Below are 25568 nucleotides of genomic sequence, written 5' to 3' on the forward strand. Positions count from 1 at the left end.
AGAACAAGGGAGAACTCATGACACTATCATTCTTCAAGAAACTGACTTTAAGCTTGTCGATAATTTTATTTTTATGGCTCATCATACATAGTGCTGTTATTATTGCCGATGGATTGAATGACGAACTGGAAGTGGTTGATGTCGCAGTCGTTCTCGGAAATAAAGTAGAATTGAACGGACAGCCATCTGATCGTCTGCAAGCAAGATTGGATAAAGCGGTACAACTATACGAGGAAAACTATTTCAACTATATTATCGTTAGCGGAGGCACCGGTAAAGAAGGATGGGATGAAGCGGAAGTAATGAAAAATTACTTGATTGCACAAGGAATTCAGGAAGCAAGCATTATTGAAGACCCAGATGGCTACAATTCCTATATGACAGCGGAAAATTCAAAAGCCATCATGGATGAATTAGACTTGCACTCCGTTATGGTCATATCACAGTATTTCCATATTTCTAGAACGAAACTAGCATTCGAAAAAGTTGGATTTGAAACAATCGCTTCTGCTCATGCTGATATTTTTGACTCAAGAGATGTATATTCGACTTTGCGTGAATTTCCAGCTTACTATACATATTTAATAAAGTAGCGATTTACTCACAATACTTGCTGCAGAAAACGGCGCGTTCGCTCCTCTTTTGGGATCGTAAAGAATAGAGACGGTGGACCTTCTTCAATAATTTCACCGTCTGCAAGCATGATGACTCTGTCTGCTACTTCACGTGCAAAACCCATTTCATGCGTCACAATTACCATGGTCATACCTTCTTTTGCAAGTTCCCTAATTGTTTCAAGCACCTCACCTACGAGCTCCGGATCCAAAGCGGATGTCGGTTCATCAAACAGCATAATATTCGGTTCCATCGCCAATGCTCTAGCGATGCTTACTCTTTGTTTTTGCCCGCCTGATAATTGCTCAGGGTATTAATATGCTTTATCGACCAGTCCTACTTTTTCATGTAAACTCATTGCCTTAACAGTTGCTGCTTGTTTGCTCAGCTTTTTTACGTGAACAGGTGCCTCAATAACATTTTCTAGAACAGTCATGTGCGGAAACAAATTGAAGTGTTGAAAGACCATACCCATATCTACGCGAACTTTATTTAAATCTGTCCTCTCACCTTCAATTGTTACACCATTAATTTCAACCTCACCGCTGTCTTTCGTTTCAAGAAAGTTTAAGCAACGGAGTAAAGTGCTTTTTCCTGAACCACTAGCACCTATGAGCACAACGACTTCCGATTTTTTTATTTCCATCGAGACGTTCAGTAAGACTTGGAGACCATTAAAGGTTTTACATAAGTTTCTAACTTTTAGCAAAGCCCTTCCCTCCTTTACTTTTACCGACATCTAATCTTCCTTCAAGCTTATTAAAAATAAGAGTGAAAATAAGAACAAGAATCAAATAGTAAATACCGACAACAAAATACGTCTCAAACGGCATATAATTTTGAGCTTGAGCAGATAGTGCATGGTTAAACAACTCAGTAACAGCAATATATGCTACAAGCGAGGAATCTTTTAAGCCAATAATGAATTGGTTGCTTAATGGGGGGATTGCACGTTTAAATGCTTGCGGTAATATGATTCGTCGCATAGAAAGTGCATAAGACATACCAAGTGAACGTGCGGCCTCCATTTGTCCCCTATCAATTGATTGGATAGCACCGCGAAAAATTTCTGCAATATAGGCGCCAGAATGGATTCCTAAAGCAAGTGCACCAGCAGTGAAATCTGATAAAACGATAATACTAGATATACCGTAATACAGAAACATAAGCTGGACGATTAATGGCATACCCCGTACGAGAAAAATATACAAATCTGCAATGCGTCTCAATATAGTAATGTTTGATACTTTGAAAAAAGCGAAAACTAACCCAATTATGATTGCAATTAATAACGAAACCGCCGTTATGCGAATTGTAATCATTGCAGCTTTTAAAAACTCTAGGCCGTGTGATTGAAAGATAGCAACAATATTATTTAAAAAATCCATTTCTACTCCAGCTCCTCTTTAGAGTAACCGTTATTCCTCCAACAGGTTGACGCCAAACCACTTATTGCTGATTTCTTCATATGTTCCATCTTCAATCATTGAAGCAAGTGCTTCATTAATTGCTTTCAAAAGATCAGGATTGTCCTTGTTAACTGCAATATTAATATTTTCTGTTCGAATCATTGGACTAATCGCTTTTAATTTCATATTCGATTCTTGCATAGCAGTGATACCCACTATTTTATCCGTAATAACCGCGTCTACTCTCCCTGGAGCAAGATCTTGCAGGGCATAAATGTCACTTGGATAACTTTTAATATCCTCAGTGAAACCTTTTGCATCCTCTAAATACGTACTCGCTTGAACAACACCAATTCGCTTACCATTTAAATCTTCTTTACTTTTAATCGAATCATTTGATTCATCAATGAATATTTGTGCCCCAGAAATATAATAAGGCTCCGTAAAATCTACTTGCTTTGCGCGTTCTTCTGTCGCTGCCATACTTCCAATAATTGCGTCATATTTTTTTCCTTTTAGTCCCTGAATAATTGTTTCCCAAGGATTCGTAACCGGATTTGGTTCTAATCCTATTCGTTTCGCAATCTCCGTACCAATCTCCACATCAAAACCAACGAGTTCATTATTTTCTTTATAATTGAGAGGTTTATATAGACCACTCATCGCAAATGTCAACTTCCCTTCTTTCACCAATTCCATTTCCGTATCTTTTTCCTGTGAATCATTGGAACTACATGCGGCAACTACTAACAATAAGCACAAAACTAAAACAGTCAAAAGCTTAACATTCTTATTCATCAAATCTCCCCTTTCCAAATACTCACTAAATATTATGTTTACTTAATACTTATAAGAAAATGGTATAAGCTATTCATTAAAATTCATTTTAGTGCAGTATTCATCAATTTAAAGGGTTTATTATTCAATTTTAAAAATCCAGCCACAAAGCATATTTTGTGGCTGAATTATTTCATTGCTTTAATTTTTCAGGATTCGTTATTTTAATTGATAAAACTTCTCCCCAATCGGAACAAATAGTATACACTTTCTCCGAACCAAAAGCGCTCCTCTTTCCTAAAGGTCGAAGATTAATATAATCAGTTGCCTGTACAAATGAACTACCACCACAACTACTGCATTTCATTGAAATCACCTCTTTCCCTTCTTTCTATTATATAATTAATCCCATTAGCATAGGGAATAGCCTGATAATTTAAGGGTAGATACAATCATACACTTTGACTCTCCTGCTGCAGGAGATTATAGAATGAAAGTAGATTAAAGGAGCTGGTTTCGATGTTTCGAATCGGTGAGTTTTCAAAAATGACGAAAACGACTGTAAAGACGCTGCGCTATTACGATGAAGTCGGCTTACTGAAACCGGCATATATCGATGAGACGACAAAATACCGATACTATACGACCGAGCAGCTTTATCCTCTGCAAAAAATTGTCTCATATAGGCAAGCTGGTTTATCGATAGAAGAGATTAAACAAATGATGACCGGGAATAATATGACGAAAATTTTGGAATCACGTAAAGCGATTCTCGAACAGGAAAAACAGCAATTAGAAGATACACTGCTTCGTATCGATTTCATTTTACAGAAGTTAAAGGAGGATTCAGAAATGATCTATCAAGCTATTGTGAAACAAATCCCTGCCTACGCTGTCTATTACAAACAAGGAATGATTCATAATTTCAACGACATGACGGCATTTATCTTAAGCGCCGGAGCTGAATGTAAAGAAGCCAACCCGACCTTAACATGCTTTGAGCCTGATTATTGTTATGTTTCCTATCTTGACGAAGATTTTAAGCCAGAAAATATGCGAATTGAATACGCTCAGGCAGTCACCAAAAAAGGAATTGAAACAGAAAATATTAAATTCAAAACGCTCTCACCAATTGAAGCGGTTTGCGTCTACCATAAAGGCAGCTACAACGGCATTCAAGAAGCTTACGCATTCGCCTTAAACTGGGCGAATGAGAACGGGTATACCGTTTCAGAAACTCCGCGCGAACAGTATATCGATGGCATTTGGAACAAGGAAGATGAAACAGAAATAGCTTGCAGTATTCCCTCCTTAACGAGAATCTGCAAGCTATTTTTTCATGTTACTTATTTAGGGTCTACTAAAATCTTAATTTGTGATTTATCGTTTACTAGCGTTTCAAAACCTTCAGTCACAACATCATCTAATGGAATACGCTTTGTAACGATTTTTTCAGCTGGGAAGTAACCTTGCTGCATCAATTCCATAACAGCCGGGAAAACATCACGATAGGCAATGCTTCCTTTCATGCTGCGCTCTGTTAATACAACATTATTCGGTTGGAAGGAAGCTTCTTTTTCCCAAATTGAAACGATAATTGTTTCACCTTCAAATTTAGTCGAATCAATTGCTTGTTGTAAAACGGATGAAATACCAGTCACTTCAAAGGCAACATCTGCCCCGCCATTTGTCAATTCTCGAATTCGACCGACTACATCTGCTTCTTCTGTCGGATTGATGACAGTCGCACCTAGCTCTACCGCTTTTTGGCAACGTTCTTTTGATAGTTCAACCGCATAGATTTCAGAAGCACCCGCCGCTTTTAGAGCCTCAATCACTAATAGACCAATCGGACCTGCCCCGAACACAACCGCTTTGTCACCTGCTCTCAACTTACTTATGCGTACAGAATGCAGCGCTACTGCTGATGGCTCAACGATTGCACCTTGTTCTAATGAAAGACCCTCCGGCATTTTATGTACCCATCGCTCATCTACTACTGTATATTTAGCGAATCCGCCGCCTCCGCCTGATAATCCGTGGAAGCCTAAGTGTTTACAAACGTTGTATTTTCCTTGTTTACATGCCGGGCATTCACCGCAAGCTAAAATCGGTTCAACAACAACTTGATCGCCAACTTTAACAGAAGTGACACCTTCACCGACTTCTGATACTATTCCGGAAAATTCATGCCCCATGACAATTGGAGCTACATCTTTACTAATTGGATGCGGAGTTCCTACCGGAATGAAAATAGGACCGGCAACATATTCATGAAGATCGCTTCCGCAAATACCTGTCCAAGCTACTTCAATTTTCACACGACCGGCTGTCACTTTTGGTTCTTCAATTTCTTCTACACGAATGTCTTTTGCTTTATACCAACGAGCTGCTTTCATTTATAATCACCCCAAATAATTATTAACTACCGGTTTTAGCAGTTAAATTCATTATACATAGCAGTTTTCAATATTTTATGAAAACAATATTAAAAATTGGCTACATAAATAGCTTTATGGTGATTAAACACAAACGCCTGGCAGTAATTATCTTTAAACGCACGGCTGCCACTCCGGCAATGAGTATCCGGTGGAATTTGAATCTCTCCCGTTTGCAGAAAATTGATGCCTTTATATGAAGTCTTGCACTTCTTCTCTATAAAAACCAAAGTGTAGTAGAATACCCAAAATACTATTGCTGAACATTTTCACTCCTTTGCCCACAAATACTTTACCTCAAGATTACATTTTTTGTTTTAAGTCATAAAAAAAGTATCCCGCTATAAAAGCAGGATACCTCATTTTTTATTCTTTAGCTAAAGCTGGAACATTCAGCTTGCTGTAGCGGAAAATTTGGTATGCGTAAAATAACGCGATAGCCGCTGTAAATGATAGACCGATAATCATCGCAAAATTATATTCTAAACCAAAGCCTTCCGGAGCAACCATTAGATAACAGAAGACAACTCCGGTCATGAATACAGCTGGTAGGCCTGTGATCCAATGCAGTTTTCCTTCTTTTAATAAGTAAGAAGTCGCCACCCATAGCATCACTGTCGCAACCATTTGGTTTGTCATCCCTACATAGCGCCATAAAAATTGATAATCAATGGTAGACAGATAGAATGCCGGAATTGTAACGGCTACTGTTGCGATGACTGCAACTGTTTTTTGGTTCGCTTTAATGCGAGAGCCTATGAAATCCAGCACAATCATACGAGCTGAACGCAATGACGTATCGCCTGTAGTGATTGGCAGAATGATGACACTTAGAATAGCCAGCAGACCTCCGATTGTTCCTAATAATCCGACTGAAATTTGATCAACAACACCGCCAGCTCCAACTGCTGAGACTACAGATGCAAGTTCGCCTGTTCCTCCGTAGAAGCTCATCCCTGCAGCACACCAGATTAAAGCGATTACACCTTCACCAATCATAGCTCCATAAAATACTTTGCGCCCTTCCGTTTCTTTTTTCAGCGTACGGGAGATGATTGGGCTTTGCGTTGAATGGAATCCGGATATTGCGCCGCATGATATCGTAACCATCAGCAACGGCCAAATCGGCAGTTCACCCGGATGCATATTTGCAAATGTCAATTCCGGCACTTTAATATCTGAAGTCAGCAACGCAATTAGAACAGCTGCTGCTGTAATTAATAGTACGGCTCCGAATACTGGGTATATTCTACCAATAATTTTGTTGATCGGTAGTATGGCAGCCAATAAAAAGTATAAGAAAATAATGCCGATTGCTACTATGAATGTGATTCCTGTTTTTGCTGAAATGACTGCTGCTGGCCCTGCAGTGAAAGCGGCCGCAACTAAGATCATTAATACAACTGACACAACATCTGTGAATACACGCATCGCTTTTCCTAAATATTTTTGTACAAGCGCCGGAAATTGGGCGCCACCATGGCGAACAGACAACATACCCGCGAAATAATCATGGACAGCACCGGCAAAAATACAGCCAAGCACAATCCAAACCATCGCAACCGGTCCATATAAAGCACCGGCAATCGCACCGTAAATCGGACCAAGCCCCGCAATATTCAATAATTGGATTACCCACCCCTTCCAAGCAGGCATCGGAACATAATCCAAATTATCCGTTTTCGTATAAGCTGGTGTCGGAGTGGCGTCATTAACAACAAACACCTTCTCCACAAACTTCCCATAAACAACATAACCAAGAAATAATAGAATAATAGCACCAATAAGCGTAAACATAAAACCCTCCATAAGTATTTTAATTTTCAGATAATTTGTATTGTATAACAGACGAGCTTATGCTGCAAGTGATTTTTCTGAAAATTTTGTAGCTTTTTAGTACCTGTCACGCCCCGTTTTTTGTCGAAAAGATTGTTAAAAGTGCCTGTCATCGCCCGAGAATTATCGAAAAATCTCGAATTTGCGGTAGGTTTACCCTATCTGCTACTAAAGCTTTATAACACTATTAATCCCTCTAGCTCATTAATTGTAAGCGCTTCCGTTCTATTATATGAAAACAGCAAATAATAAAGGAGGAATGAAGTTGAAGAGCTGGAAAATTACTGTCGTATTAATAGTCTTGCTAAGCGTCCTGCCAGCGACACCAAATAATAGTGAAGCGGCAGAAACAGATGGGAATGATTATCCGATAGTGCTCGTTCACGTTTTAGCTGGCTGGGGCCCTGATGAGGCTTTAGGCATTAAATATTGGGGAGGATTTAAAGATTTAGTCTCCTACTTGAACAGTAAAGGCCACGAAACATATGCCGCAACGGTGTCGGCCCAGTTTCCAGCAACTATGATCGTTCTGTAGAACACTATTATTATATTAAAAGCGGACGTGTCGATTACGGAGCGGCTCATGCCGAAGAACATGGTCACAGCCGATATGGACGCACCTACCTCGGCATATATCCTGAATGGGATGAAAATAATCCTGTCCATCTAATCGGTCATAGTATGGGCGGTCTCACTATTCGCGGTGTAACAGATTTGCTCCGGGAAGGCAGTGAAAAAGAGCGTGCTTATCATGAAGCCCATCCAGAAACTGAAGCAATGTCCCCTTTATTTGCAGGCGGACATAATTGGATTTTCAGCAACACGAATCTTACCACTCCTCATAACGGCAGTCAATATGCAGATGACGAAAGTCGCGGAGCCGCACTGATTAAAGAAATTGTTCTAAACCTCGCAAAAATCACCGGAAAGAACCCCGACTCGCTTATTTACGATTTCAAATTAGACCAATGGGGCCTGAAACGAGCAAAAGGTGAGAAATTTACAACATACTTAAATCGCGTCATAGCAAGCAATATTTGGACAAGCGAAGACATTAGCGTCACCGACTTAAGCACACCCGGAGCACAAGTCAACAATAGTTGGATGAATACATTTCCTGATGTTTATTATTTCTCTCAGCCTTAACCACATATAGAAGCCCACAAACCGGACACCAAGTACCAAATGCCATTCCTATAAAGGTGCTTCTACCAGTAGGTTTACATTAACAGTTTTTAACTAAGTATTTTTCACTACAAAACTATTAATAATTGAAAAAATAAGGCATTACAATATATTGAACAATTTAAATTAGACTTCACTTTTTTTAGAAATAGAGAAAGCCACAACAGCTTGGAACACAAGCATTGCGGCCTTAAAATGGTACAAACAGCGAACTCCGTATTTTACCTGCCATCTATTCATTATCACAGCATAACTCCAAAAACAGTACCTCGGTTAAAATCAGTCACTTTCATCGAGCCGTTTACTCCCAAATAGAGGATTGTTTGGTCCAAATTCGTTCCCAAACTAACAAAATACGCCGGCTCTAAACCAAAATTATAATCAGTCTCAATAATGCTAAAATCATCTGTTCCTATCCGTCCATAAGCTAAAACTCCTCTGGCCTCAGATTGGAATTTTTCCTTTCGGGCAAGATCGGTAAATACAACACTTCCGGTTAAATCAGGGATTCCGTTCCCCATATAAGCTTGCACTCCTGTAAGAGCCTTTCCTTCAAACTTTTCCGGGCGGGTGTCCTGATGAAAATAGCTTATCAAAGGAGAAAGACGACCCGCTGAAGATTTCACCGCTTCATTGTAATAGGCCATTGTTTTCTCATCGCCATTAGTCGAACAGTTCCTTATAATCGAAGTTGGGAAAACTCCCTCCCATGCCCGCCAGCCAAAGTTAATCAATCCTTCTTCGGCAGCTCCGGAGCGAACAAGCTCAGGAACCGGAATAGGTTTGTACGAATTGAATGCAAAAATGGTCTCTGCCAAATCTTGTCCAACATTTCCTGCATATTTGATATATTGATTATTGGTCCGTTGAAACGAAATGCCCGGTATGTTCCGAACACCTTTAGCCATAAGAGTAAGTGTCTCCTGAATAGATTCAGGAAGTTCATCAAACCTCGTAACGGCGGGCGGAGTTTGACCTGATGTATTTTTAGAAACATCAATTTCAATTATTTTTCCGGCTATCTCCAAATTATCCTGACTTAAATTAAATGGATCAAAGCCGGAACCACCATCTCCATTAGTTAAAATGAGTCTTCCTGTTTCAGGCGAGAAATTTAAGCTATTGACACCATTGTGATTCGAGAAGGGTCTTCTTATGTTTAGTAATGTCCTCTGTTTTTGAGGTCGGCCATTCGCTGCCCAACGCCATTCTTCTACAGTATCTATATGATCATATTGTTTATCCCTATCGTTCCATTTTAAGTTTAACGTTGCAGGGTCGCACGGGTTTGGCGAGAAGGATTCGCTAAACGCCCCAGCTCCCTGTGTACCCGCTACTGAGTAATGCAAATAAAACAGACCGTTATCAGAAAAACCGGGATGAAATGCCAGCCCCAACAATCCTCTTTCATCATATCCACCAGAAGCACCTAACTTGATAATTCGCGAGCGAATATCTAAAAATATCTTTAACCTTCCTTCTTTTATGTAAAAAATCTCTCCAACCTGGGTTGCAACAAATAACGATTCACTTGAATCACCCGGAAAAATCGCTGTTCTCAATACAGTCGGCAAATTTACCTTGACTACAATCGGCAATAAACGAACTTTTACTTTTTTCGGCAAACCGCACACCTCTCTTCATATTCTTCTATCAAGATATGATTAGAATTGTTTCTTTAATACAAGGAGGTCATAAAAAGAACGATGATATCATAAAACAAGGAATAGCATACTTATGTTGGAGGCGGAGTTTATGAAGAATACAAAAAGAAAAGCCGCTCCGTATTGGCAGCACCCTTTATTAAAAGTCAAGTATGACTCTGCAGAAATTTCATCAACTGCAAAACTATTACTTACAGCTGTATTAAGCTCATCTGCCGCCATCTTTCAGTCAGCAGGCGGTTTTATGCCCGGCATCGGTTTTGTTGTTAGCCCCTTGACGACTTTGCCCATCTTTCTGGCAACATTTGTATCTGTTAAATATGGGATTCTTTCTTATTTTGTTACGATTCTGCTTTTATTGTTAATCCAACCGAGCGAACTCTTTATTTTCCCCTTCACAACAGGGATTCTGGGATTAGCACTTGGTGTAGCCTTCCCGAAGTCAAGAGTATTCGTTGTTCTCACAGCGGGAGCCTCATTATTTATAGGTATCGTAGCGCTTCTTTATCTTTTCCGTTTTCCTGTGTTAGGACCGGCTGTCGGTACATCTTTTCAGTTGCTTTCCTTATTGCTCATAGCATTATTCTGCATTCTCTATGCTTGGTTAGCGGCAACAGCATGTTCTTTTATTCTAAAACGTATTATCCGTAAGCGTTAGCATAACAAAGAAGCTCCAAACCATTGATTAGGAGCTACTAGCAAAAATCATTCAAAATCCCATCCGGATTAACCATGTCCATCTGCAGTATATGCCTGCTCTTTAGTAGCGTAAATCGTGCCAATTGGGTGATTAGGCGGTGCATAGATTGAATAGAGCTTTAATGGACCATCCCCTACATTTACAATATTATTCCACATACCGGCAGGTACTATGATGGCAGTTTGCGGGTCAATTTTCCTAACAAAATCTATATGATTTTGGTCCTTACCCATTTGAACAAGCCCTTTCCCTTGAGAAACATGCAGGAATACATCGATGTCAGGGAACATCTGTAAACCAATATCCTCACCCTTATTGAGGCTCATTAATGTAATTTGAAATTGTGATCCTGTCCATAGCGCTGTACGATAAGTATCATTTCGTAAAGTAGCTTGATGAATATTTACAACAAAAGGCTGTCCCCCATAATCTGTTAAAGCAACTGGAACTTGACGATTCATCGGCTGAAAGAAAGAATAATTTTGCGTGCTATAAACCGACTGTCTATATATGGGGACAGTATTATGGGGATGGTATGAATAACTATTTGGAACGTAATACATTTTCTCAATCCTCTCCATAAATGATACGATTATTTTATGCATCATGTTAGATGATCGTACTAATTTTAGAGTGGAGCGACTTTGAAAACTTCCTTCAAAATAGTTTTTAAGTTTTGGCAAAAATATTCTTGAAGCAGAAGTGCTCTCATATAACTCTAATAACTCACATCCCTCCATTAATCAACACCTACCTGCCGGGGTTTCACGAAGGAGGAACAGATAGTCAGATTCTTCCATAATATTAGCAACTCCGAATTTTCCAACCATAGATTGAAGATTTTGAGTGTCATAGACTAATGCATCGAAGTAAAGCTTTTTGGCGTAATGGCTTGGTGGATAGGTTGTTTTTCGGATGTACGTCCATACTTCCATGCTTGAACAATACGTGTCAATAAGTATGGTAATGCTCCTCCGCCATGCAAAAAACACAAATTTAGATTCGGCAATTATTCCCGCATGCCACTCGTCAGAGAAATATTCGGACCGGTTGTAACGGTTCTTCCATTCCTGGCCCCTGTGTTCCGACTGCTGAGTAAGTCATACACTTTGATTAGCTTGTGATAGTTTCTAATTGATCAATCCACTGTATTGTTAATAAATTTGGCAAGCCCGATACTTCATGATCAATCTCTATATACTTTTTACACTTTACAGTCGCTACACATTCAATATATGTATGACGATGCTCAATCAATATTTTATAACTGCCTATATTCGGTAAAGAATAATTCGGCAATAAACCGCTCTTTTGACAATATTTCGTTTTATAGAAGCCCCCTAACAGATTCGGTAGTTCATTCAGCTTTCGCTCTGTTAAGTGTGCCCTGATCAACGTTGAACTGATTTTTTGTTTATTCCATTTTTGCTCTTCAATCACTGTCAGACCGACTTTATTTGCGGCTGCATACCGTTCTAGAGTGTGAATATTTCCGCTTGCTTTTGCGCCGTATGTATAATCGAAACCGCAAATGATTTCCTTTGCATTCAATCCAACAATATAATCATTTAAAAATGTATCAGCTTCTACTTTAGCCAATGTCTTTGTGAACTCCACGACATAAAAGATATCCACGCCAAGATTCGCTAGTTTTTCGGCCTTCTGTTCAAGAGGTTCTAAATAAGCAACTTCTTCTGAAAATAACACACTTTTAGGATGCGGAAAAAACGAGAGAACCGCCGTTGATAACTGTTGTAATTCCGCTTTTTCTTTCGCTGCACAAATCACTTTTTGATGTCCTAAATGCACGCCGTCAAAATAACCGAGTGCTATCGCTGCATTCGGAGCTTCTTTTTTGATTTCATGTAAGTTATCAGCATTTACATAAATTACCTGCATAGCGATTCTCTCCTTTACTTATCTCATTAAATTTTGTGCGACTTCATAAATTAAATCTTCTTGCCCTCCGACTGTCTTCATTTCGCCGACTTTCATTAATAAATCACGTTCATCAACACCAAATTGTTTGGCGGCCTTCTGTGCATGCAGTAAAAAACTGGAATATACACCTGAATAGCCTAAAATCAGGCTACTGCCTGTAATCTCTTGCGGTTGCTGCATGAGTGGCGCGATGACTACATTTGCTGTGTCAGTTAATTTATATAAATCAATGCCGGTTTCATAACCGAGTTTTTCTAAAACAGCCACCATCACTTCTATTTGCGTATTGCCAGCACCAGCGCCTAAGGCACGCATGCTCCCGTCAATATAAGTCGCACCTGCTTCTACAGCTGCAATCGTGTTGGCCATCGCCATCGACAAGTTATTGTGCGCATGGAAACCAATCTCGCATTGCACATTTTGTCTTAGTGCGGAGATTCGCTCAGTCACATCTTTCGGAAGCATTGCTCCTGCAGAATCTGTTACATAAACAATTTCTGCGCCGTAGCTCTCAAACAATTTGGCTTGCTCTACAATTTTTTCAGGAGGAGCCATATGACTCATCATTAAGAATCCGGCCGTTTTCAATCCCAGTTCGCGAGATAACTGAATGTGCTGTGCAGCTACGTCGGCCTCCGTGACATGAGTTGCCACACGGACCATTTTCGCCCCTAATTTTGCTGCCTGCTCTAAATCATGTTTTGTTCCGATGCCAGGAATTAATAACACTGACACCTCCGATGTTGTGCATTCTGCCACTGCAGCTTCAATAAGCTTCAGTTCATCAGTGGCTGACAAGCCGTATTGCAAAGAAGATCCGCCCAATCCATCTCCATGGGAAACCTCAAAATAACGGACACCGGCTGCATTTAATCCTTTTGCCGCTTCACGCACTTGCTCTACTGTAAATGTATGGCGTACAGAGTGGCTCCCGTCTCGAAGCGATACATCCAATAAATTCAATGTCATGAGAGAACCCCCTTCTCGCTCAGTAAATGTTTGGCCATTTCATTACCTACTTGCACGGCAGCAGCCGTCATAATATCCAAGTTGCCTGCGTATGCCGGTAAATAATCTGCGGCACCATTTACTTCGATAAATACTGAAACCTTTTTGCCTTCAAAAATTGGCTGAGCCTTCAATGCATATCCCGGCACGTAACTTTGCACTTCCGCCACGATTTCTTGAATGGACTTGGCTATCGCTGTTTCATGACCTTCTTCCGCTACTAAAGCATGGATGGCATCACGCATGATGATTGGCGGTTCAGCAGGGTTTAAGATAATAATCGCTTTCCCCTTTTTTGCGCCTCCAACGACTTCAATCGCTTTCGATGTTGTACTTGTGAATTCATCAATATTTGCACGTGTTCCCGGTCCGGCTGAACGACTTGCGATTGTCGCAACAATTTCAGCATACTCTACAGATACAACGCGATTAATTGCATGAATGACCGGAATTGTCGCTTGGCCGCCACATGTAACCATGTTCACGTTCGGCTTTTCGATATGTTCTTTTAAATTAACCGGCGGAACAGTAAATGGCCCGATTGCTGCCGGTGTTAAATCAATCACTCTTTTATTTGCGGCTGTCAGTACTTCACTATGATGTTTATGAGCATATGCACTTGTTGCATCAAATACAATATCCACTAAATCAAGGCGGTCCATTAAGCCGTCAATACCATTTGAAATCGTTTCGTAACCACGTTTTTTTGCTCTTATTAAGCCATCTGAATTCGAATCGATTCCAACCATGACACTCATGGATAACACTGGACTACGCTCAATTTTATACATTAAATCCGTGCCAATATTTCCTGAACCGAGGATTCCTACCTTCAACTTTGTCATCGCTTCACCAACCCTCTCGAAATGTTAACGCTTACTTTGCCGAGAATCCCGAAATCAGCTTCGAACTCATCTCCTGCTTCAAAAGAAACCGCTTTTGACAGTGCTCCCGATAAAACGAACATACCTGGCTCAATTGTAATGCCATATACGCTTACTTCATTGGCTAGCCAAACAACCGCATTGAACGGATTTCCTAATACCGCCGCACTCGTCGATTCATCCAAAAACTGCCCATTCTTCTTCACAACCATCGGAATATTGGCAATATCCTCAATGTCAGAGAGCAATGTGCGCTTTTGACCTAAAATTGCACCTGCTGAAGAACCATTGTCTGCTACTGTATCCTCGAATTTGATTTGCCAATCCTTAATCCGGCTATCGATTATTTCAACAGCAGGCACAACATAAGCTGTTGCATCAATGACATCTTGCACTGTCACATTCGGGCCCTTCAGCTCTTTATTAAAAACAAAGGCAATTTCAAACTCTACTTTCGGTTGCAAGAACCGATCAGCAGATACATCTTCTACTCCGTCATATATCATTGTATCTAAAATAAAGCCGTAGTCCGGTGTATACACATTCAGCATTTCTTGCATTGCTTTGCTGGTTAAACCTATTTTCAGCCCTTTTACCGTCGCACCTGCGTTAACTTTCTGACGGATTTGTGCTAATTGCACTGTATAAGCGTCATTAGCTGTCATATTTTGATATGTATCAGTCAAAGGCGGTATTGGCTGTTTGAGACGTTCTGCCTCCAGTAATTGTGCTGCAGCTAATTGAATATCCATAGACAATTCTCCTTTTATGACTCCACTGTAATAAAATCGACTAACTGTCGATATTTGCCCCCGAAAAACAACAACGGTTTTTTATCTTCAACTTGTAAATCCGTCACTTTCCCGATGAATAAAGTATGGTCGCCTTCCACATGTTCCGCCACAACCTCACAGACAATTTGAGCAATTGCTCCTTTTAATACCGGAAGCCCAGCCAACTTTTCAAATTCAACTGCTTCACCGGGACGGCCCGCAAAATGACGCGAGTAATGCTCCTGGTCTTCCGCTAAAATATTTACTGTATATTTTTTAGATTGTGCGACTTTCTCTAAAAATTTAGCTTTATGGCCAATTGAAATAACAACCAGCTTCGGATCTAGTGACACAGACATAAAGCCGTTTGCCGTCATTCCATGTGTTTCTCCATCATTTTCGGTCAAAAGAACCGTTACCCCCGTTGCGAACTTGCCCATTGCATCCCTGAATAAACGATCATCCATTCCAAATTCCTCCCTTTTTCGAGTGAATAGTTTAATCATAAATGACTTCATTTTGAATTAACATTGTAATTTTTATTGAATTTTCTGTTAAAAACAATAAAAATCACATAAAACAAATATGAAATTTTTGTTAATTATTTGCACAAAAAAAACGAGAATTATCAACATATACAACGTAAAAAAGAGATAAATCTCCACATTAAAAATAATTTAACTTTTCTCTATTTCATACACTTCTTTTTCTGCTACGTTCTTTTTTTCTCTTGTAAATATAATTAACATCACATAAAATTCAGTTCACCGGATACAATTACCAGTTTATCCCACGAATTTTCATGCATCCGATTTAAAAAGATTAAGAATTAATATCGGAATGGAGGTGTTTAAAACGACTTTTTGAAAGCGTTAACATTTTTCTGGAATATTTTTTCCTGTAATTTAATGTGACTGAAGAAAATTAAGATAATACAAGGAGGGTTTATTATGCGTTGGGTGGTATTAGGTTTTCTCTTCTTTTTATCTGTTTTAAATTATACAGATAAGTCCGTTTTAGGCTTTGCAGCAAAACCTGTTATGTCCGAGTTAGGTTTGACCTATGATCAATTTGGTTTAGTGGGAAGCAGCTTCTTTGCCGCATATGCAATTGGTAGTATCGTTCTAGGTACATTAACGTATCGTTTTAACACAAAGTATTTGTTAATGTTGATTGCCACAGGTTGGACAATTTCCTTAGTAAGCGCTTATTTTGTAGAATCGTTAACGCATCTAATCTTACTGCGTGTCGTATTAGGTTTCTTTGAGGGCGGCACGTACGGTTTATGTGTTGTCCATCTTGCACGATGGTTCACCAGTTCCCAGCGTGGTGTAGCTGCAGCCATTATGACTTCCGGGACGACAGTGGGCACATATTTAGCTGCACCTCTTCTAGTATTGGGTATCACAAACTATGGCTGGCAGCATACTTTCGCTTTATTAGGAGGAGCAAGCTTAGTATGGGCGATCTTCTTTTTCTTCCTTAGGGACGAACCTAAGCAACCACTTATCGAGGACGTAAAATCTCTAGCTTCTAACAAAGAGGTACCATTCAAGCACATTTTAAAAGTATTCTTTAATCCTTATGTATTATCGATCTTGGTTGTAGGCTTTGTATCAATGTGGATTAATACTTGGGTTCTTACATGGGCACCAAGCTACTTAACAGAAATTGTCGGTCTCGCGCCGCAACGCATGAGCTTAGTATTCGCAGCAATGGGTATTACAGGAACTATATTTGCTATTTGTTTAGGCAAATTCACCGACTTTTTATTTAAGAAAAATAAAAGTCTCATCAAGTCTTACGATCGTGTATTAGTGACTGTATTGCTTATCGGCTCAGTTGCATACGCCATGACAACAATTGTATCTTCGCCATTATTAGCCTGTATTTTTTTAGGAATCGGATTAGTTATGAACACAACTCTATTACCATTGAATACTGCCATTAAAACAATGATTATCCCGAAAAATCTAGTGGGCAGCGTAACAGGTATTTCCTTATCGATTTCAAGCATGGCCGGTGTCATCGGTCCTTGGATTACCGGATATTTAATCACGCTTGCAGGTGATGATGTCCGCTCCGGCTTTAACTCAGGGGTGCTCATCGTTGTCGGTTTGTATGTTTTGACAGCCGTCGTCTTATTGGCAACGCGCAAACTGAAAATCACAGCCACTGAAAAAGATGAAGCGCGCCGAGCAGCCGAAGAGAAGAGCATCAAAACGGACATCGTAATCGAATAACAGCAAAATAATAAAAAGACTATAAACAAACTCTAAACTGTGTTTGTTTATAGTCTTTTTTGCTTATGATCGTGAAAATTCCTCAAAACTTAACTTGTCTGCCAGTATAAGCGCCTGAATCACTAATAAGATATATGCTGCTGTCGAAGCATTCTTCAGCGAAATTTCTAGTTGCTCTTCAATTTGCTTAATACGGTACTGAATGCCGCCGATTGATAAAGTTAGTTCATCCATCGTTTCTTTTAAGCGCTGGCTATTTAACAAGTACACATAAAGCGTATACAGCAGCTCCTTTTTGCGTGGCTCATTGAAATCATACAGATTTTTCAACGTCTTTTTCGCCATTTCTTGCAGCTGATCCATGCTTAAATTTTTGACGATATCACCTAGAATTCCTAGATCTTCATAGTCTGTCAGCAGTTTTTGATTTGGATAGTTCTTTGCAGTTCGCGCTTCTTTCAACGAGCGTTCAAAATCATTAAAGTTGCTGAATATTCCGCTCAGTCCTAAGGTATATTTATAATTGCTGTTTCTTTTCTCCATCTTTCGGAAGATTTTTATGATTTGCTCTTTCCACTTCTCCTTATCACGGTTTTGCGAATTAAGGAGTGCTATATCTTCCCCAATAATTGCAAAAATGCACGGCATGTCCGACTCTTTTGCCAGCTTCGAAAGCTGAATGAGCTGATCATGAATGTCGATAATGTCATTATTCTTCTTTACTTTTTGCACACTGATGACACCGGTGAAAAAAGGCGGCTGAAACTTAAACGGCAAGAACTTATAGTAAGATTCAATATCTTTTATATTTTGATTGTGAATTAAGCGTTCTAATAGCGAACTTCTCATCCTCTGTTGCTCTTCAAACTGAGCTTCCTCATATAAGATGCATAATGATGCGACAGTTGCTATGCGCTCTAAAAATAAATAGTCATTATCATCTATTTTCTCTTTGTCAAAATAATAAAAAGAGCAAGTAGCGTAATTTTTTTTATCAATAATGACTGGCGCTGTGAGCTTCAAATATCCAGAACCTTCGTAATGAGAAACGTTGTGATTATCGTCAATATAGGATAGTGTTGCTTTATCTTTCTTGATTACCAATTGTTGCTCATCTGTAAAACCAATTTGGCTTAACGAATTATCATGAATATCTTTAATTAAAATTGGGATGTTTAGTATTTCAAATGCAGCCTGTGTAATCTCATCCAATGATTGCTTCTCTGTCACTTTTTGCGTTAGCTGACTTTGAAACGCTGCAATTTTTTCAAGAATTTGCTTATGGTGCAAAAGCGCATCATATGTCATTTCGAGCTCAGATAAAATATTATCATTTTGATAAAGGTGTATCAGCTCCTGCTTCTCCTCAAGCCAATCCTTCTCCAACCGCAATTCAAACTCACAGCACGGATCACCTTTTGCTGTGCATTTATGTTCTATGGCAATCAGCGACTCGCCAAATTCATAGGTCAATGCACCGCTCGCAAATCCGCATAACATATGGCAAACACACTCATCTGCCACACCGAAGTTTTTAAGGTGCAATTCTGCTTCGATTGATTCTACCCATTGCCCGCGCGTATTAATGCATTCAATTTTGCCGTTCGGATGGCGAACAATTTCCCCCTTGAAAATTACATCTTTCACATGACCCACGCGCGAGTGACGTTTACCGATTGAATTCTTTTGATTTTGATGTTGAAGCTGGCGTTTTGCCGAATCCATTCCGAATTCTTTGCCTAATCGGAATAAAAAGCCTTTCGTTTTATAGGAACCGATATTGTTATATAAATTTTTCTTCAATGTATGAAAGGTATTTGCCGACATTAAAATATTTTTAGTTTCGCTAGAATCAAATAAAACCTCGCTCATCAAAATCACATCCCTTCTGACTTCCTATCCCTCATGTTATTAAAAATTATTTCAATTTTCAATAAAATTTAAAGAATATTTCCATTTATTCAATAAAAAACGCTATGATATTTGAAATTTTTAACAGCTATACTCAAAACATAAAATTCAATAACCAATGAACGCAAGGAGGTAGAATGATGACAATTTTTGAAGGATTTCATAATAGCTACATACTAGCTAACGGCGTCCGCACCCACTATTCATGGGCTGGAACTGAGGGACCTGCTGTAATTTTATTGCACGGTGCAGGACCCGGAGCTTGCGGTGCAGCAGGTTGGCGTTTTATGTTGCCGGCTCTAGCGAATGCCGGTTTCCGGGCATACGCAGTCGATCAGCTGTCAATGGGATTCACAGATGTGCGACCTCACGCATGGCCAGTAAACGGTCATCAAAGCTTAGTGGACCATGTCCATGATTTTATTGAAGCATTATGCCTCGATGAAGTCTCACTTGTCGGCAACTCTCAAGGTGCTTATATCGCTGCTAAATATGCTATAGACCACCCTGAAAAAGTAAACAAAGTTGTATACATCGGCAGTAATACAATTTATCAAGCGATGCAGGAAGTGCCTGCAAGAAAGTTGCGTTCATTTTTAGAAGTAATTGGGTACGACTATACAGAGAAATCGTTACGTGATTTTATGTACCGCAATTCAATCGGCGACACAGTTATTCCTGAAGAACTGATTCAACTTCGCCATCAAGCGGCCACTCGTCCAGGCGTCAAAGAATCAAACGAAGCATTCGATGCTTATCTGGCAAGAATGAATGAGGAGCCAAAGCTTTGGAATCGCTATTGCCTTAAAGACTCCTTGCCGAAAGTAACAATCCCAAGCATATTCATCTGGGGCAATCAAGATGCGGTCGCACCAGTAGAGGTAGCATATAAGCTTGAAAAATTATTGCCAAATGTTCAATTCGAATATATCGAAGATTGCGGTCATCAAGCCCAAACGGATCAACCAGAAATCGTCAACAAACTGGTTATCGATTTTTTAGCTGCTGAAAAAGAACAAACGGTATCAGCTCCATAAAATACTTTTCGGAAGGAATGATTACATGGTAGCAACAGTTGAAAATAAAGCGCTTTATGAAGAAATTATGGAAAAGGCAAGACGTATAGGAGAGGTTGCAGAAATAGAAGCATTGGAGGCAGATGAAAACTCAACCATCTCCCAACGTGTTGCAGATCTTATTCGCGATGAAAATATCCACCGTTTAATTTTGCCAAAGGAATTTGGCTATCCTCAGTTGGACTGGCGCACATTTGTAGATATGGTAAGCACGGTCGGTTACTACAACCTATCAGCTTCCTGGCTAACATATTTCTTCTCGGCTCACAATGCCTGGGTTTGCTATTACCCGAAGCATATTCGAGACGAAGTCATTAACCAAGGCGGCTTCGTAGCAGACGTTTTTGCACCAATCGGTAAAGTAGAGCCAGTTGAAGGCGGCTTCATCGTCTCAGGGAAGTATAACTTTGTAAGCGGTATCAACTACTGTGACTGGGTTGGCGTAGGTGCCATGATGCAATTCGAGGACAGCGATCGACCTGAACGTGTTGGTATTTTATTAAAGGTGTCCGATTTAACAATCGAGAAGACGTGGAACTCACTTGGTCTTCGCGGTTCGGGCAGCAATACATTAATTGTTGATGAGGTTTTCGTGAAACCGGAAGCGATTCTGCGCTTCAATAAAATCATTGAGAAGAGCCAGCCACCGTATGAAAATTTTGATCAGGACTACTTATACTACAATACACCATTCTATCCTGGTTTTTATGTCGGCTTTGCGGCAATGGCTGTTGGCGGTGCCAAGCGTGTGCTTGATGAATTTGAAAAGCATACGGCAGGTCGCATTCGCTTCTCCGGTATTAACGAAAAAGACTCCCCTGCAAGTCAACGCGTACTTGCGGAGCTGAAACTGGAGATGCTTTCCGCCAATACATTATTAACGGAATACATTAATATGATGGAAAATGACAAAGGCGGTCCGTATGAAGGCCCTAAATATAAGGCAATCCGCGCTGCCATTATTGACAAATCTGCGAATATCGGTGTGAAAGCGCTGCTTACTTTAGGTGGCCACGCCTTGTTAAAGGGTCATCCAGTTGAGCTATTCACGCGTGACCTGATCGCCATCGCGACACACATCACTTCATTATATGAGGATGGCATTCTTGGATACGGCAAACATTTATTCGGCGTTAAAACCAATATTCAAGGATAACTTTGTACGCGCTAAAAAAAGTATTTAAATTAAAATATATGAACTATGAGGTGAAGGATAAATGGAAAAATTTCTTTATGCACCAGAAATCGCAAAATTAGGACACGTCGCTTTAGTATCAGCAGACCTTGAAAAATCTTTATGGTTTTTCCGCGATACGATCGGTTTAGAGGAAACGGAAGTTGTAGACGGTGTACATTATTTACGTGCTTGGGGCGACTTTGAGCACCATACTCTATCAATTACAGCCGGCGATACATCCTACATTGATCACATCGGCTGGCGTACAAAACGTCCTGAAGACGTAGCTACTTTTGCTAGATTATTAGAAGATGCCGGTACAGAAGTACGCTGGATTGAAGCTGGCGAAGAAACGGCACAAGGAGAAGCAATCCGCTTTGAACTGCCAAGCGGTCACCGCTTTGAGCTTTACTACAATATGGAAAAGACGCCTGCAGAAGAATCACGTAAATCTGTGTTGAAAAACCAAACTTATAAATCTTGGGCAAAAGGTGTCTCGCCACGCCGCATCGACCATGTAAATTTGCAAACTTCACTCGACAACTCAGAAATTGTAACATATTTGCAGGAAGCATTAGGCTTTAAACTGCGCGAATACTTCGTAAATCCGGATGACGTACAAGTTGCAAGCTGGCTGTCTGTAACAAATCTAGTACATGACGTAGCAATTATGTCTACGCCACGCTCCAAAGAACCAAATGAAATGCATCATATCGCCTATTGGTTAGATAATTCGCAAGACTTGTTGCGTGCCGCTGACATCTTATGCGAAGCGGAAGTGCAATTCGTCGGTCCTGGTAAACATGGTATCTCTCAAGCAATGTACATTTACGTAAAAGATCCAGGAAGCGGTTTGCGCCTTGAGATTTTCACAAATGGCTACCTCATTTTCGAACCGGATTGGGAGCCGATCAAATGGACTTATGAAGAATACTTGAAAAACGGCTCTGCCTACTGGGGCGACCGTCGCCGCGACGATGTAGACCGAGAAGCGCAAGTAAAGGAATTAGCTAAATCATAATTTCAAAACCACCAGTTTCATATGCTGATTACTGGTGGTTTCTTAAATGATTCTTACAGAAAGGGGTGTTACTGTTGAAGGCAATGCTCAAAGTTTTACTATTATCTTTATTTGGCGGTTATATTTTCAGCCTCCTGCACATCCCTATTCCATGGATGCTCGGCCCCATCGTTGTCGTCATGTTAACACAATTTTTTTATAAAGGCTCTCTCAAATGGTCTGGTAAATTGCGTGATTTAGGGGTTGTAATTGTTGGTACCGTGATTGGTGTACAATTTAACATTGATTTATTCGGTATGATGGGCTCTATTTTATTTTATATGTTAGCGCTGAACATTATTTTAATTGGAGGCGCAATTGGCATTGCTTACTTAACAAGCAAGTGGGCAAAAATCCCTATGAAAGCAGCAGTACTTGGTGCAATTCCGGGCGGGTTAGGTCAAATCGTTGTTTTTGCCGAAGAAGAAAAAGTCGAAGAAATCGGTGTAATCTCTTACTTTCAAGTAATCAGATTGTTGCTCGTTGTAATATTTGTACCATTTATCGTTGCTGGCCAAGTTATTGGAAGTCAGTCATCGAATGCAAAGATGACAATCAGTTTATTCGTTTTAATTGCATTGGCATGGGCATGTTCCCATTTAACAAAGCGCATCCATTTACCGGTTGCATTTTTTATTACACCCATCATTTTATTAATTATCTTACAACTTGCAACACCAATAACCATGCCCCCAGTACCTGGTATTGTGATGGACATTGCACAGCTGCTGATTGGTGCTCATATCGGATTAATGCTTAAACCACATATGATTAAGCTTCCAATGCGCATACTTATAGGAGGAATTTTCAGCGCACTTGCACTTATCGCCCTGACATTTGGCTCGAGCTTCCTAATGTCTTACGCAATGGATGCAACCTTCGCTACAAGCTTTTTAAGCACAGCCCCTGGCGGCTTAGATCAAATGGTGCTGCTAGCTGATGCCATCAATGCAGAGGTCTCACTTGTATCCATATTCCAAACCTTCAGGTTATTATTTATTTTTCTGTTAATAATGCCATTAATGAAAATTATCTACCGTTGGAGGGAAAAACGAAAAGAAGTACCAGCACGTATGACAGCAATGTAGGAATATCAATATAAAGGGTGAATGTCCCGTGTCCCTCTTTTCAAAATCTGGTGTCATGAACATGCAATGATTTTAAAGCTTACAACAGCGAATTTACGAGTATAAGTAAGCGGCTAGGGTATCAACTTAGTCGCTATTGCACTTAATATTATATAAAGACGAGTGCCGTGCCTTCGCCAAGGCGAAGCTGCAATTCAATTAAAGGTTTTTTACCTAATTCAGCTAACGCTGCGTGATGACCTGGTTCAACCGATTCAATGTCTTATTATTAAAAATGTGAAATGCCTTTACATTTTTTCATTTGCCAGTTTCATCCGGAATCGTTTCAATGTTTCTTCTAAATCAACACCATTCTCCCATAGAGATTCCTCCAGTTTATTACTTTCATTTTGACTACCAATTATCCCCTCAAATAATTTCATTTCAACTAAATCAGTCTCGTCATCAACATATTCAAAATGTGAAGCCTTAATATAGTCGCTGATTTCATTCATTCGATTATCTAAGAAATATATTGGCGATGTTTTTATAAGTTCCCGCTTTATGTATTCTATTAAACTGTCTACCCGTATTATTTTGCTTTTTGAAAGGAATTCTTACTGAAGAATTTTAGAAGACTATTAGATTTAGAAAGTTAATTCTCCTCAAAGGTTTTGAAATATGAACACCAAAAAAGCTTCTATAAAAAGAAGAACGCTTCCGTTCTCTTTTTAATAGAAGCAAACATTATAGTTTATTAATAATTTCACGATTTCTCGCATCAAAAGCTTCGTTGTGCGAAGATACTTTTGCGTACTTTTCAGCGGTTGGTTCAAGGCTTATTTTAATATCGTTAATGGCATTGATGGCATCTTGGAAGGCGCCTGTAATTAAATAAACTTTGTTATCATGTTTGGAGATATCACCGACAGCATATAGGCCCTCAACCGTTGTTAAACCTTTTCCGTTTGTCGTAATAAAATATTGATACTCTTCATCACGCTCTGGAGTCACATCCCCATCAAAAGCAAAGGAATGATCGCGGTCATAACCATGATTGACTAAAACATCATCAACAGCAATTGTGGATGTTTCCTTTGTCTCCACATTTTCTAAAATCACTTCATTAATTTTAGTCTTTTCTTCGTTGGCTACAAGCGATTTGATTTGCGTATTTGTCAAAATCGGAACGCCATTTTCTTCTAAAAGACGGATTTGTGCTTCATGAGCAGATAAGTTTTCTCCGCGATAGATGACCGTAATGTGCTTCGCAATGTTGATTAAGTCTTTTGCCCAGTCAATTGCAGAATTTCCCCCGCCTGATATTAATAGTTTTTTATTTTTAAAGCTTTGAATGCCACGAATTGTGTAGTGAAGATTGGATACTTCATATTTTTCAGCACCTTCGACATGCAGTTTGATTGGGCTGATGATACCTCCTCCTACCGCAATAACTACCTTTTTAGAGAAATGTTTATCACCGGCGCTCGTCTCGATGACAAACAAATCGTCTTTTTTCGTTATAAAATCTATCTTTGTATCTAAGCAAACGGTCGGATTGAAGGTTAAGCCTTGTTCTACTAGATTTTCAATCACCTTTTGAGCGGGTGTTGCGGTTAAACCGCCGATATCCCAAATAATCTTTTCAGGATAAACGTGCAATTTCCCGCCCAAAGTAGATTGAAATTCGATGATTTTTGTCTTTAAGTCTCGTAAACCTGCATAAAATGCGCTGTAGAGTCCGCTTGGTCCGCCGCCGATAATCGTCACATCATAAACTTCTTCCATTACAAACACTCCCGTC

At 39.7% G+C, this 25568-nt stretch carries 25 protein-coding genes and 2 pseudogenes; 10 read left to right on the forward strand and 17 right to left on the reverse strand.

Annotated features, from left to right (window positions below; translation table 11 throughout):
• The first annotated feature begins 17 nt into the window (after positions 1-17).
• Positions 18-593, forward strand: a complete 576-nt coding sequence (locus IEO70_RS02570) for a YdcF family protein (protein ID WP_190996777.1) — start codon at positions 18-20, stop codon at positions 591-593.
• Between the two features lie 8 nt (positions 594-601).
• Here IEO70_RS02570 and IEO70_RS02575 read toward each other — a convergent pair.
• From IEO70_RS02575 to IEO70_RS02590, 4 genes and pseudogenes are all read right to left on the reverse strand, one after another.
• Positions 602-1324, reverse strand: a pseudogene (locus IEO70_RS02575) (amino acid ABC transporter ATP-binding protein).
• Positions 1311-2003, reverse strand: coding sequence for an amino acid ABC transporter permease (locus IEO70_RS02580; protein ID WP_190996778.1), 693 nt, complete (start codon positions 2001-2003; stop codon positions 1311-1313). Before IEO70_RS02580 ends, IEO70_RS02575 begins: the two are co-directional and overlap by 14 nt.
• A gap of 30 nt (positions 2004-2033) precedes the next feature.
• Positions 2034-2822 (reverse strand): ABC transporter substrate-binding protein, encoded by a 789-nt coding sequence (locus tag IEO70_RS02585; RefSeq protein WP_190996779.1) that lies wholly within the window; start codon positions 2820-2822, stop codon positions 2034-2036.
• Between the two features lie 172 nt (positions 2823-2994).
• Positions 2995-3168: a hypothetical protein gene (locus IEO70_RS02590; protein WP_190996780.1), complete on the reverse strand. Its 174-nt coding sequence runs from the start codon at positions 3166-3168 to the stop codon at positions 2995-2997.
• Positions 3169-3320: 152 nt separating this feature from the next.
• Here IEO70_RS02590 and IEO70_RS19850 point away from each other — a divergent pair.
• A pseudogene (locus IEO70_RS19850) lies at positions 3321-4079 on the forward strand (MerR family transcriptional regulator); the annotation flags it as partial.
• A gap of 68 nt (positions 4080-4147) precedes the next feature.
• Here the strand turns inward: IEO70_RS19850 and IEO70_RS19910 are convergent.
• Positions 4148-5200, reverse strand: coding sequence for a 2,3-butanediol dehydrogenase (locus IEO70_RS19910; RefSeq protein WP_190996781.1), 1053 nt, complete (start codon positions 5198-5200; stop codon positions 4148-4150).
• A gap of 405 nt (positions 5201-5605) precedes the next feature.
• A complete protein-coding gene (locus IEO70_RS02600) occupies positions 5606-7036 on the reverse strand; it encodes a carbon starvation CstA family protein (RefSeq protein ID WP_190996782.1) in 1431 nt (476 codons plus the stop codon).
• 304 nt (positions 7037-7340) lie between these two features.
• Between IEO70_RS02600 and IEO70_RS02605 the strand changes: the two genes are divergently transcribed.
• Positions 7341-7610 (forward strand): hypothetical protein, encoded by a 270-nt coding sequence (locus IEO70_RS02605; protein WP_190996783.1) that lies wholly within the window; start codon positions 7341-7343, stop codon positions 7608-7610.
• A gap of 14 nt (positions 7611-7624) precedes the next feature.
• Positions 7625-8221 carry a lipase-like domain-containing protein gene (locus tag IEO70_RS02610; RefSeq protein WP_456238509.1) on the forward strand — a complete coding sequence of 199 codons (597 nt, stop codon included), beginning with the start codon at positions 7625-7627 and terminating at the stop codon, positions 8219-8221.
• A gap of 281 nt (positions 8222-8502) precedes the next feature.
• Here IEO70_RS02610 and IEO70_RS02615 read toward each other — a convergent pair whose 3' ends face one another.
• Complete coding sequence (locus tag IEO70_RS02615) at positions 8503-9885, reverse strand: PQQ-dependent sugar dehydrogenase (protein ID WP_190996785.1); 1383 nt, start codon at positions 9883-9885, stop codon at positions 8503-8505.
• 130 nt (positions 9886-10015) lie between these two features.
• Here IEO70_RS02615 and IEO70_RS02620 point away from each other — a divergent pair, with 130 nt between their 5' ends.
• On the forward strand, positions 10016-10582 hold the full coding sequence (locus IEO70_RS02620; protein WP_206711476.1) for a YybS family protein: 567 nt from the start codon (positions 10016-10018) through the stop codon (positions 10580-10582).
• A gap of 68 nt (positions 10583-10650) precedes the next feature.
• On the opposite strand, the gene IEO70_RS02625 is transcribed toward IEO70_RS02620, so the two are convergent.
• From IEO70_RS02625 to IEO70_RS02650, 6 genes are all read right to left on the reverse strand, one after another.
• Entirely contained in the window at positions 10651-11187 is a 537-nt protein-coding gene (locus tag IEO70_RS02625) for a cupin domain-containing protein (RefSeq protein ID WP_190996786.1), read from the reverse strand.
• Positions 11188-11737: 550 nt separating this feature from the next.
• The gene (locus tag IEO70_RS02630) at positions 11738-12523 is read right to left on the reverse strand and encodes an FAD synthetase family protein (protein ID WP_190996787.1); all 786 of its coding nucleotides are present in this window, start codon (positions 12521-12523) and stop codon (positions 11738-11740) included.
• Between the two features lie 18 nt (positions 12524-12541).
• The gene (gene dmpG, locus IEO70_RS02635) at positions 12542-13534 is read right to left on the reverse strand and encodes a 4-hydroxy-2-oxovalerate aldolase (RefSeq protein ID WP_190996788.1); all 993 of its coding nucleotides are present in this window, start codon (positions 13532-13534) and stop codon (positions 12542-12544) included.
• Complete coding sequence (locus tag IEO70_RS02640; protein WP_190996789.1) at positions 13531-14418, reverse strand: acetaldehyde dehydrogenase (acetylating); 888 nt, start codon at positions 14416-14418, stop codon at positions 13531-13533. Before IEO70_RS02640 ends, dmpG begins: the two co-directional genes overlap by 4 nt.
• Positions 14415-15209 (reverse strand): 2-keto-4-pentenoate hydratase, encoded by a 795-nt coding sequence (locus tag IEO70_RS02645; protein WP_190996790.1) that lies wholly within the window; start codon positions 15207-15209, stop codon positions 14415-14417. The genes IEO70_RS02640 and IEO70_RS02645 overlap by 4 nt, the downstream gene beginning before the upstream one ends.
• A 14-nt stretch (positions 15210-15223) precedes the next feature.
• Positions 15224-15697, reverse strand: a complete 474-nt coding sequence (locus IEO70_RS02650) for a flavin reductase family protein (protein ID WP_190996791.1) — start codon at positions 15695-15697, stop codon at positions 15224-15226.
• A 483-nt stretch (positions 15698-16180) separates the two neighbouring features.
• Between IEO70_RS02650 and IEO70_RS02655 the strand changes: the two genes are divergently transcribed.
• Positions 16181-17473: an MFS transporter gene (locus tag IEO70_RS02655; protein WP_190996792.1), complete on the forward strand. Its 1293-nt coding sequence runs from the start codon at positions 16181-16183 to the stop codon at positions 17471-17473.
• Between the two features lie 63 nt (positions 17474-17536).
• On the opposite strand, the gene IEO70_RS02660 is transcribed toward IEO70_RS02655, so the two are convergent.
• Positions 17537-19345, reverse strand: coding sequence for a V4R domain-containing protein (locus tag IEO70_RS02660; RefSeq protein ID WP_190996793.1), 1809 nt, complete (start codon positions 19343-19345; stop codon positions 17537-17539).
• Positions 19346-19521: 176 nt separating this feature from the next.
• On the opposite strand from IEO70_RS02660, the gene IEO70_RS02665 reads away from it, so the two are divergent.
• The 4 genes from IEO70_RS02665 (at position 19522) to IEO70_RS02680 (ending at position 23785) form a co-directional block, all read left to right on the forward strand.
• On the forward strand, positions 19522-20421 hold the full coding sequence (locus IEO70_RS02665; protein WP_190996794.1) for an alpha/beta fold hydrolase: 900 nt from the start codon (positions 19522-19524) through the stop codon (positions 20419-20421).
• A gap of 25 nt (positions 20422-20446) precedes the next feature.
• Positions 20447-21616 (forward strand): acyl-CoA dehydrogenase family protein, encoded by a 1170-nt coding sequence (locus IEO70_RS02670; protein ID WP_190996795.1) that lies wholly within the window; start codon positions 20447-20449, stop codon positions 21614-21616.
• A gap of 61 nt (positions 21617-21677) precedes the next feature.
• Complete coding sequence (locus IEO70_RS02675; protein WP_190996796.1) at positions 21678-22658, forward strand: VOC family protein; 981 nt, start codon at positions 21678-21680, stop codon at positions 22656-22658.
• 83 nt (positions 22659-22741) lie between these two features.
• On the forward strand, positions 22742-23785 hold the full coding sequence (locus IEO70_RS02680) for an AbrB family transcriptional regulator (protein WP_235973466.1): 1044 nt from the start codon (positions 22742-22744) through the stop codon (positions 23783-23785).
• Positions 23786-23933: 148 nt separating this feature from the next.
• On the opposite strand, the gene IEO70_RS20395 is transcribed toward IEO70_RS02680, so the two are convergent.
• The 3 genes from IEO70_RS20395 to IEO70_RS02695 form a co-directional block, all read right to left on the reverse strand.
• A complete protein-coding gene (locus IEO70_RS20395) occupies positions 23934-24044 on the reverse strand; it encodes a nicotinate-nucleotide--dimethylbenzimidazole phosphoribosyltransferase (protein WP_190996826.1) in 111 nt (36 codons plus the stop codon).
• Between the two features lie 28 nt (positions 24045-24072).
• The gene (locus IEO70_RS02690) at positions 24073-24279 is read right to left on the reverse strand and encodes a hypothetical protein (protein WP_190996798.1); all 207 of its coding nucleotides are present in this window, start codon (positions 24277-24279) and stop codon (positions 24073-24075) included.
• 232 nt (positions 24280-24511) lie between these two features.
• Positions 24512-25552: an NAD(P)/FAD-dependent oxidoreductase gene (locus tag IEO70_RS02695; protein WP_190996799.1), complete on the reverse strand. Its 1041-nt coding sequence runs from the start codon at positions 25550-25552 to the stop codon at positions 24512-24514.
• Positions 25553-25568: the final 16 nt, after the last annotated feature.

Source organism: Peribacillus faecalis (assembly GCF_014712675.1).
GTDB classification, from domain to species: domain Bacteria; phylum Bacillota; class Bacilli; order Bacillales; family DSM-1321; genus Bacillus_AD; species Bacillus_AD faecalis.

Coding starts and splice junctions, on each gene's coding strand:
- IEO70_RS02570 (WP_190996777.1), top strand. CDS start 18: ATGACACTATCATTCTTCAAGAAACTGACTTTAAGCTTGTCGATAATT.
- IEO70_RS02580 (WP_190996778.1), bottom strand. CDS start 2,003: ATGGATTTTTTAAATAATATTGTTGCTATCTTTCAATCACACGGCCTA.
- IEO70_RS02585 (WP_190996779.1), bottom strand. CDS start 2,822: ATGAATAAGAATGTTAAGCTTTTGACTGTTTTAGTTTTGTGCTTATTG.
- IEO70_RS02590 (WP_190996780.1), bottom strand. CDS start 3,168: ATGAAATGCAGTAGTTGTGGTGGTAGTTCATTTGTACAGGCAACTGAT.
- IEO70_RS19910 (WP_190996781.1), bottom strand. CDS start 5,200: ATGAAAGCAGCTCGTTGGTATAAAGCAAAAGACATTCGTGTAGAAGAA.
- IEO70_RS02600 (WP_190996782.1), bottom strand. CDS start 7,036: ATGTTTACGCTTATTGGTGCTATTATTCTATTATTTCTTGGTTATGTT.
- IEO70_RS02620 (WP_206711476.1), top strand. CDS start 10,016: ATGAAGAATACAAAAAGAAAAGCCGCTCCGTATTGGCAGCACCCTTTA.
- IEO70_RS02625 (WP_190996786.1), bottom strand. CDS start 11,187: ATGTATTACGTTCCAAATAGTTATTCATACCATCCCCATAATACTGTC.
- IEO70_RS02630 (WP_190996787.1), bottom strand. CDS start 12,523: ATGCAGGTAATTTATGTAAATGCTGATAACTTACATGAAATCAAAAAA.
- dmpG (WP_190996788.1), bottom strand. CDS start 13,534: ATGACATTGAATTTATTGGATGTATCGCTTCGAGACGGGAGCCACTCT.
- IEO70_RS02640 (WP_190996789.1), bottom strand. CDS start 14,418: ATGACAAAGTTGAAGGTAGGAATCCTCGGTTCAGGAAATATTGGCACG.
- IEO70_RS02645 (WP_190996790.1), bottom strand. CDS start 15,209: ATGGATATTCAATTAGCTGCAGCACAATTACTGGAGGCAGAACGTCTC.
- IEO70_RS02650 (WP_190996791.1), bottom strand. CDS start 15,697: ATGGATGATCGTTTATTCAGGGATGCAATGGGCAAGTTCGCAACGGGG.
- IEO70_RS02655 (WP_190996792.1), top strand. CDS start 16,181: ATGCGTTGGGTGGTATTAGGTTTTCTCTTCTTTTTATCTGTTTTAAAT.
- IEO70_RS02660 (WP_190996793.1), bottom strand. CDS start 19,345: ATGAGCGAGGTTTTATTTGATTCTAGCGAAACTAAAAATATTTTAATG.
- IEO70_RS02665 (WP_190996794.1), top strand. CDS start 19,522: ATGATGACAATTTTTGAAGGATTTCATAATAGCTACATACTAGCTAAC.
- IEO70_RS02670 (WP_190996795.1), top strand. CDS start 20,447: ATGGTAGCAACAGTTGAAAATAAAGCGCTTTATGAAGAAATTATGGAA.
- IEO70_RS02675 (WP_190996796.1), top strand. CDS start 21,678: ATGGAAAAATTTCTTTATGCACCAGAAATCGCAAAATTAGGACACGTC.
- IEO70_RS02680 (WP_235973466.1), top strand. CDS start 22,742: ATGCTCAAAGTTTTACTATTATCTTTATTTGGCGGTTATATTTTCAGC.
- IEO70_RS02690 (WP_190996798.1), bottom strand. CDS start 24,279: ATGAATGAAATCAGCGACTATATTAAGGCTTCACATTTTGAATATGTT.
- IEO70_RS02695 (WP_190996799.1), bottom strand. CDS start 25,552: ATGGAAGAAGTTTATGATGTGACGATTATCGGCGGCGGACCAAGCGGA.